General features: G+C 65.0%; 11 protein-coding genes and 1 pseudogene. 1 reads left to right on the top strand and 11 read right to left on the bottom strand.

The window, feature by feature from the left end; translation table 11 throughout:
* Nucleotides 1–38: 38 nt before the first annotated feature.
* The 8 genes from OMP40_RS13430 to pxpB all read right to left on the bottom strand — a co-directional run bounded on the left by OMP40_RS13430 (nucleotide 39) and on the right by pxpB (nucleotide 9,130).
* A complete protein-coding gene (locus OMP40_RS13430) occupies nucleotides 39–386 on the bottom strand; it encodes a 2Fe-2S iron-sulfur cluster-binding protein (protein WP_277531941.1) in 348 nt (115 codons plus the stop codon).
* A complete protein-coding gene (locus OMP40_RS13425) occupies nucleotides 386–2,095 on the bottom strand; it encodes an FAD-binding protein (RefSeq protein WP_277531940.1) in 1,710 nt (569 codons plus the stop codon). Before OMP40_RS13425 ends, OMP40_RS13430 begins: the two co-directional genes overlap by 1 nt.
* Nucleotides 2,096–2,135: 40 nt before the next feature.
* Complete coding sequence (locus OMP40_RS13420; protein ID WP_277531938.1) at nucleotides 2,136–2,897, bottom strand: LamB/YcsF family protein; 762 nt, start codon at nucleotides 2,895–2,897, stop codon at nucleotides 2,136–2,138.
* A 222-nt stretch (nucleotides 2,898–3,119) separates the two neighbouring features.
* Entirely contained in the window at nucleotides 3,120–4,544 is a 1,425-nt protein-coding gene (locus OMP40_RS13415) for a UbiD family decarboxylase (RefSeq protein WP_277531935.1), read from the bottom strand.
* A gap of 18 nt (nucleotides 4,545–4,562) precedes the next feature.
* Nucleotides 4,563–5,609 carry an ABC transporter substrate-binding protein gene (locus OMP40_RS13410; RefSeq protein WP_277531933.1) on the bottom strand — a complete coding sequence of 349 codons (1,047 nt, stop codon included), beginning with the start codon at nucleotides 5,607–5,609 and terminating at the stop codon, nucleotides 4,563–4,565.
* Between the two features lie 121 nt (nucleotides 5,610–5,730).
* Nucleotides 5,731–7,320, bottom strand: coding sequence for an ATP-binding cassette domain-containing protein (locus OMP40_RS13405; RefSeq protein ID WP_277531932.1), 1,590 nt, complete (start codon nucleotides 7,318–7,320; stop codon nucleotides 5,731–5,733).
* Nucleotides 7,307–8,353 (bottom strand): 5-oxoprolinase subunit C family protein, encoded by a 1,047-nt coding sequence (locus OMP40_RS13400; RefSeq protein ID WP_277531930.1) that lies wholly within the window; start codon nucleotides 8,351–8,353, stop codon nucleotides 7,307–7,309. The genes OMP40_RS13405 and OMP40_RS13400 overlap by 14 nt, the downstream gene beginning before the upstream one ends.
* A gap of 27 nt (nucleotides 8,354–8,380) precedes the next feature.
* Nucleotides 8,381–9,130 carry a 5-oxoprolinase subunit PxpB gene (pxpB, locus tag OMP40_RS13395; RefSeq protein WP_338131164.1) on the bottom strand — a complete coding sequence of 250 codons (750 nt, stop codon included), beginning with the start codon at nucleotides 9,128–9,130 and terminating at the stop codon, nucleotides 8,381–8,383.
* 274 nt (nucleotides 9,131–9,404) lie between these two features.
* Here pxpB and OMP40_RS13390 point away from each other — a divergent pair, with 274 nt between their 5' ends.
* A complete protein-coding gene (locus OMP40_RS13390) occupies nucleotides 9,405–10,142 on the top strand; it encodes an IclR family transcriptional regulator (protein WP_277533171.1) in 738 nt (245 codons plus the stop codon).
* Nucleotides 10,143–10,785: 643 nt separating this feature from the next.
* Here OMP40_RS13390 and OMP40_RS13385 read toward each other — a convergent pair.
* From OMP40_RS13385 to OMP40_RS41670, 3 genes and pseudogenes are all read right to left on the bottom strand, one after another.
* On the bottom strand, nucleotides 10,786–11,637 hold the full coding sequence (locus OMP40_RS13385; protein WP_277531925.1) for an MFS transporter: 852 nt from the start codon (nucleotides 11,635–11,637) through the stop codon (nucleotides 10,786–10,788).
* 396 nt (nucleotides 11,638–12,033) lie between these two features.
* Nucleotides 12,034–13,959 carry a hypothetical protein gene (locus OMP40_RS41675; protein ID WP_420871926.1) on the bottom strand — a complete coding sequence of 642 codons (1,926 nt, stop codon included), beginning with the start codon at nucleotides 13,957–13,959 and terminating at the stop codon, nucleotides 12,034–12,036.
* 178 nt (nucleotides 13,960–14,137) lie between these two features.
* Nucleotides 14,138–14,938: pseudogene (locus OMP40_RS41670) on the bottom strand (glycosyl hydrolase); the annotation flags it as partial.
* Nucleotides 14,939–15,322 lie beyond the last annotated feature (384 nt).

The following is a 15,322-nucleotide window of genomic DNA, read 5'->3' as shown; positions in this document are numbered from 1 at the left end:
GCAAGATCTATCCGTTCGGATCTATCGGTCCCGATTCATTAATCCAGCTCCGTCGCCAGATCCCGGATCCAGGGACGCCCCTTGAGCGGCTCCACGCGAACTTCGCTGCCGGCCTTGGCGCGAATGCTGCACAGGAAGCCGGCCTTGCCGTCCACGAGCGCGGTGCATTCCTTGCATGCGTTGGCCGATCGGCAGGAATAGCGCACGGTCAGGGACGGATCGCGGTGCTCGCGGATCCAGAAGATCGCGTCGAGCAGGCTCATGCCTTCCCGGTAGGGCACGTCGTACGAGACGACGGCCGGCTCTGCGCCCGCTTCTCCGCGCGTCACCTGCAGCTTGATGTCGGACATGTTCGCTTCCTCTCCTTCCTTATCGGACAATCGCATCAGACGCTCGCCGGGGGCTGCGCCTCCGTCAGCGTCCAGCCGCCCGATTCGCCGTCGAGCGACAGGCTGTAGCTCTCGGCGGCAGGCAGCGTCTCCTCGTAATCGAGCCGCACGTGCGCGCCGCGCGATTCCTTCCGCTGCAAGGCGCCGATGACGATCGCTTCCGCGACCTTCAGCATATGGTCGGCCTCCAGCTTCTCGACCGGCGGCAGCGCGAGCTTGCCCGGCTGCGCCAGCGCGATCGCGTCCAGCTCCGGCCGGAGCGCCCGCACCTCTGCCAGCGCGGCCGTCAAGCCTTCCTCCGTGCGCAGCGGTCCCGCGCCCTTCCACATGATCCGCTGCAGCTTGCGCTTGAACGCCTGCAGCGAGGCGCTGTCCCGCTCGACCGTGGCGGGATGCCAGAACGCCGCAAGCCGCCGCCGCTCCGCTTCCAGCGCCCGGCCGACGATCGCTTCGGCATCCGCATCTCTGCCTGCGCGCGCGCGCGCCGCCGTCTCCCCGGCGATCCGCCCGGTCACGAGCGCCTCGGTGATCGCGTTGCCCGACAGCCGGTTCGCGCCGTGCATGCCGTAGATGAGCTCGCCCGAAGCCAGCAGACCCGGCACGCGCGTGCGCATCTGCGCATCTACCCGTACGCCGCCCAGCATGAAGTGCGCCATCGGCGCTACCTCGACCATGTCCTTCGTCAGGTCGACGCCCTGATTGCGCAGGATGTCGATGACCGGACCGAACGCTTCCTTCAGCTTGTCCTCCGGCACCATCGTGAAGTCCAGGTACGCGCCGCCGTGCGGAGAGCCGCGCCCCGCCTCGACCTCGCGGAAAATCGCGAGCGTCGTCTGGTCGCGCGCCGCCGTGTATTTGCCGCCGACCTCGCCGTTGTAGCGGTGCATGAATTCTTCATGCTCGCCGTTCAGCAGCCGCCCGCCCAGCTTGTAGCGGAAAGGGTCCCACATGATCGGATCGATGCCGACGAGCGGCGGGAACAGATGGGCGATCGGGAAAAACTGCACCATCTCCATGTCCCGCAGCTCCGCGCCGGCCTCCGCGGCCAGCACGTAGCCGTCGCCGGTCATATTCGTCGAGGCGCTGTTGCGCTCGTATACCTCGGTCAGGCCGCCGGTCGCCAGAATGACCGAGCCCGCGGAGATGCCGACTGGCCTCATGCCCTCCATCTCGAACCCGACCGCGCCGACCGCCTTGCCGTCCTCGACGACGATTTTCGTGATCATCACGTTTTTGAGCCGGCGGATCTTCTCGTCCTTCCAGATCGCCCGCTTCAGGCCGTTCGACGTCGCGCCGCCCGTGTTCAATATATCCACGTACACGCAGCGTGCCCGCGAGTGGCCCGGCGCAAATGCCTGCGAGCGCTTGCCGTCAGGCGTCCGAGCCCACTTTACGCCATAGCCTTCGGCCTCCAGAATGACCTCCGCGCCGCGATCGACGATCGCGCGCACGATCTCCGGATCGGCCAGCCCGCGGCTGCCCTTCATCGTATCCTCGAAGTGGACGTCCGCGTCGTCCGGCTCGGCTTCGCCGAGCGCCACCGCGACCGTCATCTGGGCGAGGATCGTGGCGCCGCCGCGGCCGATCAGGCTCTTGTCCGTCAGGATGACGTCGGCCCCTTCGTCCGCCGCGGCTCTGGCGGCCATCATGCCGGCCGCGCCCGAGCCGACGATCAATACATCGGTTTGCAGCTGAATCGCATCCACGCGCGCCGCTCCTCTCTGTCGTTCGTTTTGTATGAAGCGATCAGCCGCCGAAAGCCCGCACCTCGATGCCGGACTCGGACAGCTTGCTCCTGATTCTGCTGGCGAACTCGACGGCGCGCACGCCGTCGCCGTGCACGCAGATCGTGTCCGCCCGGATGGCGACGTCGACCTGCTGCTGCGTCAGCACCTTGCCCTCGGCGACCATGCGGACGACCTGGGCGAGCGAACGGTCCTCGTCCGTGATGACCGCGTCCTGCAGCCGTCTGGACGTGAGCGAGCCGTCGGACTGGTACGTCCGGTCGGAAAACACTTCGCTCGCCGTGCGCAAGCCGACGCGCTCGCCCGCCGCGATCAGCTCGCTGCCCGCGAGGCCGAACAGAATAAGCGACGGATCGACGCGATAGACTGCCTCGGCGATCGCGCCGGCGAGTCCGGCATTGCGCGCCGCCATGTTGTAAAGCGAGCCGTGCGCCTTCACGTGCTGAAGCTTCGCGCCTTCCGCCTGTACGAAGCCCCACAGCGCGCCGAGCTGGTAGACGACCAGGTCGTACGCCTCGTCTGGACTGATGTCCATGTCTCTGCGGCCGAAGCCGATCAGGTCCTGCAGCCCCGGATGGGCGCCGAGCGCGACGCCGTTGTCCAGCGCCAGGCGCACCGTCCGGCGCATCGTCGCCGGATCGCCGGCATGGAACCCGCAGGCGATGTTCGCCGAGGTCACGTACTTCAGAATCTCTTCGTCCCGCCCCAGCTTGTAGGCGCCGAAGCTCTCTCCCAAATCGCAATTCAGATCCACCGTTTTCATCGCAGGCGTTCCTTCCTCTCGCTGCGTCCCGTCGGCCGATGCATGGCGCGCCCGGCCGCCCGGAACGGATATTGAATGCCGCCCGTCCGCGGCCCCTCGTCCGCGCGCGAGACGCTTCCGTCGCGCGCAGACGAAGAGTCGCCGTACGGCGGCCGCGCCCCGGCACTTCAAGACCGGAGCGCGGCACCGACGGCGCTGCTTTTAAACTGCTTTTTTTACAGATTAGAGCCACTTGTCCAGCCCGTCCGTCCCCGGCTCGGACAGCGCGTCCAGGTCGGCCAGCTCGATATGCTCGCGCGGCACGACGGCGCGCTTCGGGAACACGATCGGCGGCGCCGGCTTCGTCGCGTCGACGATCGCGGCCGCGGACATGCGCGGCGTGTTCTTGCCTTCCTTGCTGTATTCCCAGTTGGTCGGCAGCAGGCCGCCAGGTCCGTTCCACTTGGGGATGACCAGCAGATCGCGCTCCGCGTCGAAGCGGGTGCCGATCGCCCACGCCACTTCCTCGCCCTTGAAGACGTCGATGTCGTCGTCCACGACGACGATGTGCCGCAGATTTTCCTGCTCGGTGTTGAGCGCGGCGAACGCCGCCTTTTTCACGTCGGCTTCCCGCTCCTTGTGGAGCGAGATGTAGCAGTGCATCCGGGCGTAGAACGGCACGTGCACGGTCTTCAGGCTCGGCACGACCTCCTTGACGGTCTGGTAGATGCTGCCCGAGCGCGGCACGCCGCCGACGACCAGATGCTCCCGGCTCGAAGCGACGATGTCCTGGAAGATCGCGTTGTTGCGGTGCGTGATCCGCTTGATGCGGATCGTCGGCACCGAGCCGCCGCCCAGGTAGTGTCCCGGCCATTCGCCGAACGGCCCTTCCGCATGATCCTCGTCCGGCAAAATCTCGCCCTCGAGGATGATCTCCGCATGCGCGGGGACGAGCAGGTCGGACGTCTCTGCCCGGACGAGCTCCAGCGCTTCGCCCATCAGCGCGCCGGCCGCCTCGTACTCGCCGCCGATACCCTGCACCCGCGACACCGAGCCCATGACGAAGCCCGGGTGATGGCCGAGCGCGATCGCGATCGGCGCGGGCTTGCCCATCTTCTTGTACTTCTTGTAGATCAGGCCGCCGTGATGCGCGCCCAGGAACCAGACGCCCATGTCGGTCGCGTTAAAAATCTGGTGCCGGTAGATGCCCGCATTGATCAAGCCGGATTCGGGATCGCGAATGATCATGACGCCCGCAGACAAATACGGACCGCCGTCCAGCTCGTTGTGCACGGGGATCGGCAGCTTGCCCAAGTCGACGTCCTGCTCCGCGACGACGTTCTCCTTGACCTTCGCCTGCGACCGCTCGACGACGACCGGATCGATCGGCTTCTGGAGCTTCTCGCCGTACACCCGGGGGATGTCCTGCACCTCGCAGCCCAGATACAGCGCGATGCGCTCGTATTCCGTCAGCAGATTGGACACGCAGGCGAACTCGGCGCCTTTGACGTTATTGAACAGCAGCGACGGGTATTGTCCCTTCTCCGCGAGCGCCGCGGCGTAGCCGGTGATCCCGAAGCGGGGATCGACCTCCTTGTCCACGAGCCGCACGCTGCGCTTGTCGAATTCCGCCAGCTGGCGGAGGTACGTCCTCAGATCCTGGGCCATGCTGCCATCTCCTGTTCGTTAGGGAAGTAAAGAGGAATCTACTGCGTCGGCGAACGGAATTTCCTTTTTCAAAATGCCTTGGTCAAGCTGCGTCTTCTGCACGTAGTCCGCGCCGCCCTCGGTCACCTTCAGCCCTTCGGGCACCTTGGTCAGTTGGGTGGCGACGGCCTTCTTCAGCACGTCGGCCGGGACCTTGTCGAACAGCTTCTGCACGGTGGCCGCCGCGGCGTCCGGATCCTGCTGCGCGCGTGCGTTGACTTCGGTGGTGACCTGCAGGAATTGCTTCATCAAATCCTGGTTTTTGGCGACCCAGTCCGTCTTCGCCATGATGACGATGCCCGCGAATTCGAACGGCGGATCGTACAGCACGCGATAGTTGCCGGTGGCGACCATCTGGGACAGCGTCGGCTCGGACACCATGCCGCCGGCCGCCTGGCCGCTCTCGATCGCCGCCAGCATCGTCGCCCCGCTGCCGCCGTTGATGAGCTTCACGTCTTTTTCCGGATCAAGCCCGGCTTCCTTCAAGCCTTCGCGCAGGCCCGTGTCGGACAGGCTGCCGACCTTGGTGACGGCGAGCGTCTTGCCTTTCACATCGGCCAGCGATTGATAAGGCGCGTCCTTCTTCACGACGAGCGAGTAGCCCACGCCGTTGAAGATCTCGGCATACGCCTTGACGCCGAGGCCGTTCTGGATCTGGCGCAGCACGTGCTCGTAGGAGCCGAGCACGACGTCCAGACTGCCGCCGACGAGCGCCTGCACCATATCGGAGCCGGCCGTGAAGTCTTTCTCGTCGATTTCGATGCCGGCCTTCTCGTACGAGCCGTCGTTGATTCCGATCTGGGCGACGAGCGGCGTCATGCCGCCGCCGACGAGGCCGAGGCGGATCTTGCCGCCGGCCGGCGCCGCAGGAGACGAATCGCCGCTGCCCGAGGCGGACGGCGAAGCCGATGCCGTAGCGCCCGCACCGGAGCTTGCACCCGCATTAGAGTTGGAATTGCCGCATGCGGACAGGACGACCAGCATGATCGACAGCAGCAGCAGCGCGAAAGATTTTTTCTTTTTCACGGAATAGCCCTCCTTGGAATATCGAGCTTGTGCCTGGTTATATATCAAGCCGCTCCGTTCGTCGGGTCCAGCGTAATGTCGGGTGTATCGTGCGTCCGAATGCCGGGCGTCCAATTCCCCCTTAGCGGTGACGGAGCAGGACGCGTTCCAGCAGCAGCACGCACTGCTCGAGGACGACGGCGATCAGCATGATCAGCACGAGTCCGGTGAAAATGCCCGTCGTATCCAGCATGTTGGAGGAATACGTGATGTAATAGCCGAGTCCGCGGTTGGAGCCGACCAGCTCCGCGATGACCGAACCGATCAGCGCCATGCCGATGTTGAGCCGGATGCTCGTCAATATCCAGACGGTGATCGACGGAAGCACGACCCAGCGCAGCTTGTGCGACCATTTGGCCTTGTAGGTGCTCATCATGTCCATCAGGTCTTTGTCGATGTTGCGCATGCCCTCGAACGCGTTGTAGAACGCAACGAAGATAACCATCGCCGTGACCATCAGAATCTTGGAGGACAGTCCGATGCCGAACCATACGATGAACAGCGGCGCCAGCGAGACGCGGGGCAGGCTGTAGAGCGCCATCATGTACGGATAGATCCACCGTTCGAAAATGCCGCTGAACGCAAGCCCGATGCCGAGCAGCGTGCCGCCGACCATCCCGATCGCGAGGCCGGCGATCGCCTCCTGCAGCGTCGCGCTCATGTGATACCACAGATCGCCGTCCCCGAGCATCTCGACGATGCGGCGGGCGATGAGGGAAGGCTTGCTCAGCCAGAAAGCGTTGAACGCGCGGCCGGACAGCAGCTCCCATGCCCCGATCAGCAGCACGAACACGACGATGCGGCCGGCCCATACGGACGTCTTGGAATACTCGCGTTCGCGAAAGCCCGAGCGGGTCGCGCGCTTCGATGCTGCAGCCATCAGTCGATCCCTCCCGTCCCGCCGCCGGACATCTGCGTCCAGATTTCCCTTTGCAGCTCTTTGAATACCGGATCGAACCGGATGTCGTAAAAAAGGCCTTGGCCGCGCGAGCCGGATGTCGAACTCGGCCTTGATCCGCCCGGGGCGATCCGTCATGACGATGACGCGGTCGGACAGCGCGATCGCTTCCTCGATGTCGTGCGTGATGAACAGCACGCTTTTGCCGACCGACTCCCAGATATGAAGGAACTGCTCGCCGATCTTGACGCGCGTCTGCGCGTCGAGCGGGCCGAACGGCTCGTCCATCAGGTAGATGTCCGGATCGTAGGCGAAGGTGCGCGCGAGCGCGACCCGCTTGCGCATGCCGCCGGACAGCTGCTTCGGATAAAAGTTCGCGAAGCCTTCGAGTCCGACCATTTTCAGCAGCCGGTTCGCCTCCGCGACCTGCTCCTTGTCGGGCAGTCCCTTGATCGCCAGCGGCAGCCGGACGTTGTGCAGCACCGTTTTCCAGGGCAGCAGCGCGTCGTTCTGAAACACCATGCCGACCCCGTCGGGAACGTCGTCGATCGGCTTGCCGTCAATATAAGCGGCACCCGCCGCCGGCTGCAGCAGACCGGCCGCCACCTTGAGCAGCGTCGACTTCCCGCAGCCGCTCGGGCCGACGACGGAGACGAACTCGCCGTCCTTCACGTCCAGATCGACGCCCCGGAGCGCGACGGTCCGCTGTCCCTTCGAGTGATATTCAACGGCCAAATCCCGTATCGAGAGCTTCGGCACCTTATCGTTTGCCATCGGCTTGCACCCTCCCGTTCCCGCTGGCCTGCATGCGTTCCAGCCCGCTGCGCAGCGTTCGAATTCCGTTCTCGCGTACCAGATACAACCGCTGCGCCTCTTGCAAGGAGACGGGCCGGAACCGGACCGTGCCGCCCAGATTGGTCTGGGCCAGCAAAGGCAGGTCTGCGGACGCGACCTGCGCGATCTTCGGGTACCCGCCCGTCGTCTGCCGGTCCGCCATCAGGACGATCGGCTGGCCGTCGGGCGGCACCTGCACCGTCCCGAACGTCACCGCCGAGGAGACGAGCTCCCGTTTTTCCCGCAGCCGCAGCGCGTCTCCTTCGCCGGACAGCCGGTAGCCCATCCGGTCGGAATCGGTCCGCACCTTGAAGGCGCCGGCGAAAAACCGCTCCGCGCTTTCCTCTTCGAATAAAGCCAGCTCCTGGCCCGCGACCGTCCGCACTTCCGGATTCGGCGTATAGGCAGGCAGCAGATCCGGCGCGACCGACCAGCGGCTGAACGCGACGCCGTCCGCCTGCGCTTCGTCCGCGAGCAGCGACGCCAGCTTTTTGCCGGCCTCGCGTGGCGCTCCGACCGGGAGCCGGTCGCCCTTCTGCAGCGCCCGGCCTTCCCAGCCGCCGATGCCGGCTCTCAGATAGGTCGAGCGGCTGTTCATCTTCGCCGGCGCATCAATGCCGCCCGCGATCGCCAGATAAGCGCGGCAGCCGAGTCTCGCGGGTCCGAACCGCAGGACGCTGCCTTCCGGCGCGACGATCGTCTTCCACAGCGGCAATTCCCGGTCGTTCAGCCGCGGGGATAGGTCGCCGCCGCAGACGGAGACGAGCGCGGCCTCCGCGAAGTAAATCTCCGGCCCCAGCATCGTGATCTCAAGCCCGGCCGCGTTCTCGTCGTTGCCGACCAGCAGGTTCGCGATCCGCAGCGCGAAGGCGTCCATCGCGCCGCCGACGATCACGCCGAAATGCTGGGAGCCGTACCTGCCGAGGTCCTGAACCGTCGTGAGCAGCCCGGGCTTCACGATAATCATGCTCATGCCCGCGCCGCCTCCCGACTGTCGAATTCATCCCGGGAGATGGGCCGGAACCGGACGATATCCCCCCGCCCGCAGCAGCGTCGGCGGCATGGCGTCCGGCAGGAACAGCGGCTCCGGCGTCTTGCCGATGAGCTGCCAGCCGCCGGGCGTCGCGATCGGATACACGCCCGTCTGGTCGCCGGCGATGCCGACGGTTCCCGCAGGAATCGAGAGCCTCGGCGTCTGCCTGCGCGGCGTGGCGATGCGCTGCGGCAGCCCGCCGAGGTAGGCGAAGCCCGGCGCGAAGCCGAGCATGTAGACGAGATAGTCGGCGGAGGTATGAATGTCGATGACCTCTTGCTCGGTCAATCCGTGGGTCGCCGCCACTTCGGGCAGATCGGGACCGAGCTCGCCGCCGTAGCAGACGGGAATCTCAGTTACTCTGGGCGTGGTCTGCGCGGCGTTCTCCAGCTTGGCCAGTTGCTCGCCGAGCCAATCCGCGACCACGCCGAGCGGATCGGCTTGCCCGTCAGTATCGACATGGCCGCCGAGTCCCGTCAGCGCCTCAAGAGGGTCGAAGTATACCGTCACGGACAAAAACGCGGGCACGTATTCGATCATGCCCGGGAAGCGATGCCGCTCCAGATGCTCCGCCAACTGCCGCACCCGGTCGTGCGTCCTGCGGCAGATCGTCTCGCCGAGCTGCACCGTGACCGCCGAGTCGCCGAGCGGCAGCAGTTTGGCCTCGACTTCGCCGTATTTTTCGTAGTTGCCGGCCAACCCTTCCAATTTCACCATCACCTTGTATAATGAATCCTGTGTGATTCGTCCCGAATTTCGGGATTACAATCCCAAATTTCAAATCTTTTTAATACGATCATTATAGTAGGTAATTAAAAAATAGCAAGTAGGAAATCGCATCTTGGCGTCGGATGACAACAATCGCATACCCAAGCGCTGCAGGTTCAGGTTATACTTACCGAATAAAGCCGGAAGGCCGGATGCGCATCGGAGCGGTATTCAGGAGGAAGTCGTGGATAACAAAAGTAAAAACAAGACGGTTATCAAGTCTATGGATCTATTGAATTTGTTTTTAAATCATAACAAGCTCGCCATGAACGATATCATCCGGCTGTCCGGCGTCCCCAAGTCTTCCGCTCATCGGATGGTCGGCTCGCTCATGGACATGGGCTTCCTGACTAAGGATGCGGACGGTGTGTATGCGCTCGGCCTGCTGTTCCTTCAATTCGGCAACCTCGTCGCGGAGCGGCTCGATATCCGCAATGTCGCCGCGCCTGCCATGCTGCGGCTGCGGGACGCCATCGACGAGGCCGTTCACCTCGCCGTACGCGACGGCGACTTCTCGATGTACGTCGAGAAGCTGGACACCGACCATCCCGTGCGGCTGTTCACCAAGATTGGCAGAAAGGCGCCGCTGTACGCGGGCGCCTCGTCGCGGATTTTGCTGGCCTTCATGCCCGATGCGGAGCGGGAACGTTACCTGAGCGAGGTCCGGCTCGAGAAGATCGGCGACGGCACGATCGTCAGCATGGACAAGCTGCGGGAGACGCTGGCTTTGACGCGGAAAACGGGATACAGCTTCAGCCGCTCCGAGCTGGAAAACTACACGGCGGAGCTGTGCGCGCCTATCTTCGATCATGCCGGACGAATGGCGGCCGGGCTCAGCATCGCCGGTCCGGAGGTCCGGTTCGGCGAGGATCGCCTGCCCGAGCTCATCCGCACCGTCAAGCAGACGGCTCACGACATCTCGCGGAAGCTCGGCTACGCGGGGCCTCCGATCGCGCCGTAGCGGCGGCGGTCTCTACCGGAGGTAATGCTCAAAGCCACGGACGCATCTCCGTCGCTCGCCCGTCCGCCGCTGACAGGATGCCCACCCCCCAACATCTGCTCGCCATTCCGACATGGACGGGGTGCGCCACCGCTACCGTGCGATCGCCTGGCCGCTGCTGACGTAGTGCGCACCCCCACCGTCCGATCGCCCGCTCGCGCTGACGGAATGCCCGATCATAACGCCAAATTGCGCAATAATGTCACGCCACCCATTCGACAGCCGCTCCAATTGGCCGCATTTCGTCGCCCGCGTCGTTCTTTCGTGTTCTTTCGCCGCAAAGCCTGCAAATCTACATCTTTTTTCGCCGATCTCGACTTTTTTTAGACTGAATTGATGCAAATATACATTTATTTTGCTTCCTCAGCCCCATTTTCGGCTTATGCTATGGATTTGCCTGCATATTTGCATCTTTTCTATCGCGTGTCGTTGGTACGAAGAAAATACCTGTACAAATGCAGGCATTTCGACGCGCAACACGTCCGAGAAGCTCCGGCATGCCGAATGCGCTTGCTTGCCTGCGAATCGCCGCCAAAAAGAAAAAGAGCCGCCTCCCAGTCGTATTCATGACTGAAAGGACAGCTCCCTCTTCGTGATCCCCGAGCTATCTCCCGCCCCGGCCTCGCACGGACGGGAGCAGCAGCAGGAACGGCACAAGCGCCGCCCAGCCCGCAAAGAAAGACAGGGCGAAAACGGCCTGCAGCCCCGCCCGCTCGGCCAGCGCGGCCCCGATGAGCGGCGCGGCGATGCCCCTGAAGCCGACCAGCGACAAATAGATACCGCTGAAGGAAGACAAGTAGCGCCCCGACGAGCGTGACAGATAGTTCATCCACGCCAGGTCCATGCCCGCCGAAGCGATGCCCACCGCGAACGCGCCGGCCGCGGCGGGCCAGAAACCCGGCAGCAGCCAGTAGGCCAGCGGCAGCAGCGTGCCCGCCGCCGCGCACCAGGACAGGACCGGGATCGCCGTTCGCTTGTCGATGACATGCCCCCAGATCGGATTGAACAACAGCGCGGCGGCCGTCGTCGCCATGCTGATCAAGCCGATCTGCCCGTTGTCGAGGTTCATCTTGCCAACCTGGTACACCGGGTAGACGGATGCCGGCAGCAGCATAAAAAACTCGTATATAAATACGCCGGCGAGCAGCAACTGGAAGCTGCGGTCCGCGCGTAGGGCGCTTAGCGTCTCCGTCCAGCGCGCCCCGCCGGAGGCTGCCGTCTCCTCCGGCGGCGCCGCAGGCTCGCGAATGCGCGCGAACATGCAAATGCCGACGATACCGAGGACGAATCCGACGAGCGCCGCCGTGCGAAAGTCGTCCGCCAGCCATTTACCCGATGCGTAAGTCCCCGCAAGCGTCGCCAGCCCGGCCGACACCCGGACGATGGACATGTATGTCGCCCGCTTGCCTTCCGGATAGATGGACCGCATGAGACCGACATACGCGGGCGTCGCCACCCCTTGGAGCGCAAAAAAAGAGCAGCGTCAGCAAGGCCAGCGAGAGCGGATCGCTTACGAAAGCCATCGGCAGCAACGCGAGACGGGCCGCGCCGTGGAACAAGAAGACAAGCCTTACTCTGCCGTATCCCGCCGTAAGCTTCCCCCCAAAAGATCGCCAGCAAATTCGCGGCCGCCGCAGCGGAAGCGATCGCGGCCGTATGCCAGGGGCCGCCGCCGAAACGAAGCGCCATGACCGCGAGATAAGGAACGATCATGCCGATGCAAAGGCTGTTTATGACCGCGGCCGCGATGTCGATCCGCCAATTCCTGCGCAGCAGCGCGTGCGCCTCGCCAGGCGCCGGCGCCTGGAAAGCTTGCCCGTCGGACTCGCTCATGCCGGCTCCTCCTTCCCCGCTATGCCCCATCCGGGCTGCGCGACTGCGCGGGCAACTTCAATCGCAAGCAAGGCTCCGCCAGTCCCCCAGGCACGAGCGCATAAGCTTCGCTATACGCCTCGCCCTCCGTCAGCCAGTTGCCCGGCGCGTAATAAGGCGTCAGCACAGGCAGTTGGTGAAGCGGGCCGAACGTGTTGCGGCGCGTCAGCATCCATTTCACTTCTAGCCCGTCTTCGCCCGAGACCGGCACCTCGTACGGATGCCAGACTACGGTTTGCGCCGCTGCATGCGCCCCGCTGCGAGCCGCAGTCTGCGTCTCGCCGCCCGCGACCGCGTCTGCCTTCGCTTCCGCTTCGGCATCCGTTTCAACTTCCCGCACGACGATCGCGGCAGCGCCTTCCCCGAACGCGGCGTACAGTTCGCCGCCGGCATCCGCCTCCCGGAGCTTCGCCGACGCGCGCGCCACTTCTTCCCGACTGATCCTGTATGCGATCGACCCGCCGTAAAACGGCAATCCTTGAGCGGCAACATCACCCGCCTCAAGCCGCTCCGGCAGACGCGTCAAGGTCGGCTGCGTCCCGTTCAGAACGACGCCGAAGCTGCCGAGCAGGTACAGGTTCTCCAGATCGTAGTCGGCGTGAAGGTCCGCCGACACCTCGAGCAGATTGCCGCCCTGCCGCAGCCGCTCCGGCGCAATACGGAGCTTGACGAAGCAAGGATCGATCCACCACCCTGCAGTTGCGGAAATATCGATTGCAACGCCGTTCAGTTCAATCTTAAGCAGATCCGGCCGTTCAGCTGCCAGATACAGCTCGCCCTGCGGCAGCACTTCGACTTCGAATGCGAAGCGCAGCGACAGCCGCGCACCGCTCTCTGAGGATTCGGCCAAATATTTGCGCCGGTACCAAGGCTGGATCATGTCGCCCGCCCGCAGGGGCAGCCCGAGCTCGCGGCGAGCCGCGACGTCGATCCGCAGCACCTCCTCGGCCGGACGCCAATCCCCTTCGTCCAAGCGCCATTCGGCCCGGTCGAGCACGCAAACGTTGGGCTCCTCCAGCGCGTACGCGAACGGCCCTTGGAGCGGCGCCTCCGCAGCGTCGGCCAGCCGGACCGCCGCAGGCAGCGACTCCTCCGGGACGACCTGCCCGTCGGTCACGACGAAGACGCGTTCGCCGGACGGCGGGAAATCCGTCGTCCAGACCAACTCGGCGCCCTCGCGGACAGCATCCACCGCAAAGCGCTCGCCCGTGAGGCAGTTCCACGCCTCGACGGCCGCGTCGATCGCGCCCGCTCCGGTCGCATCCGCGTCGTTTCCCCTCGCTCCGTTCGCTCCGGCTCCGGTCGCCTCCGCGTCGTTCGTCTCCGAGTCGTTCGCCCTCGAGCCGCCCGCCTCCGCGTTGTTCGACTCCGAGTCGTTCGCCCTCGAGCCGCTCGCCCACGCTCCGTCCGCCCACGCTCCGCCAGTCCCCGAGCCGCTAGTTCGTGCGCCGCCCACCGGCACCCGCAGCCGGATCGTGACATCGCGCAGTCCGTTCTCCCTGTCCATGTTCATCAGCACCGCGATCGTCCGTCCTTCCGTCCGGCGAACTTGCGCGTGGATGCCCGGCAGCGGCTCGCCGCCCGCGCCCTGCGCGGACACGATCGCGCCGATGCCGGCTCTTTCCCGCAGCCGCGACGGCAACTGCGCCGGCTCGCAAAGGATCGCCTGCCCGCCGTCGGCGAATCCGGCGCACGCCTCGCTCGGCAGCGCATCCACGTAACCCGGCGCCTCGCCGGCGAACACGACCCGGCCGCCAGCCGCAGCGAACCGCTCAAGCAGGTGCAGCGTATCGCTCCGGATCGTCGTCATGCCGGACACGAGCACCGCGCGATAGACCGCGCGGCCCACCCGAAGACGCGGCGTCCCGTCTTCCCCCGTTTCGACGCATGCCAGCCTTGACATCATTTCCTCGTCGCCGTAGTCGAAGTCGATCCGTTCCCCCTGCCAACAGATGGTACAGCGCCTCGAACTTGCGCTCGAGCTCCTGAACCGCCGGCGACACCGCCGACAGGCCTCGCGACCAGCCGGGATAGGTCTGGCACCAGACGCTCTCGACCGGATGGACGACCAGCAGCTCGCACGCCGGTTCGCCCTGCGACAGCAAAAGTCCGAGCCGCGCGAAGTACGTCTCGACGGTCTCGTACTCCCGCCACCAGGCGGACTGGTAGAAAATGCTCGCCGGATAATCGCGCTTGGCCTCGCCCGCCATCGTGTACCAGGAGAGATGATGGCAGCGGAGGTTGATGCCGAGCAGCGCCTGCCAATCGCCGACCGCCTTGTGTCCTTGCAGCGTCATCTGCCAGCCCGTGCAGCCGTAGAGCTCGGACATCATCCAGGACCGGCCGAGCTGGCGCGCCGCGGACGAGAGCTGCTTGACGATCCAGTAGCTGACGTTGCCCTCGGTCAGCACGTCCACGCCGGGATGGCTCATATGCTCGTAAAAGCGCATGACCGAGCCGACCATCGCGGTCTGGGCCGTCAGGCTGTCCTCGTGAAGGGTGTGCCCGGTCAGCGCGAGACCGTTCGCGTCGCACCATTCGCCGATCGGCTTCGCGAAGTTTTCCATGAACAGCTCGGTCAGCAGCTCGGCGTAGTGCCACTTGACCTGCGAGACGGCGCGGCCCTCGACCTGCAGGAACAGCTCCGGCAGCCGCGGCGCCAGCTCGTAGCCGAATCGCTCGCGAAAGCGTTCAAACAGCGACGCCGTCCAGGGCGCGAGCCATTCCGGATCGGGATTGGCGAGCCCGAAGCCGTCCAGCAGCGCGCCGCGGTGAGGCTCGTCGGTAAAAATGCCTTTGATGGAGCGCCCCAGCCGGTCGCCGCAAGCGTCCTTGTAGGCTTCATGAGTCAGCTCGATAAAGCGGTCCACGGCCTCGCGGTTCATCGTATCGACGTACGTGTAGCCATTGTAAAAGCTCTCGCTCGCCTGCTCTTCGACGGTGAAACAAAGCGCCCACCGGCCTGGCGCGGGCCGCTCTCCGTCCGCAAGCTGCCGCACTTCGATCGCGGCGAGTCCGTCAAGCGCGCACTCGAACAAGGCAAGCGGCGGATCCTGAGGCGGAATGAATGCCTCCGCGCCGCTGACGCGCAGCCGGATGAACTTCCTGCGGTAATCGGGCTCCCGCGTAACGAGTCCGCCGGCGGTCCCGCTCGGCCACCGGTCCTCGTCGTACAGCCACGCCTCCATGCCAAGCCCCTCGGCTTCGTCCGCGCACGCGTTGATGAGCTTCATCCATTCCTCGCCCATGTATTCGGTCGCCAGCCCCGT

This window comes from Cohnella rhizosphaerae (assembly GCF_029525575.1).
Lineage (GTDB): Bacteria > Bacillota > Bacilli > Paenibacillales > Paenibacillaceae > Cohnella > Cohnella rhizosphaerae.
This window is presented reverse-complemented; position numbering and strand designations above follow the sequence as displayed.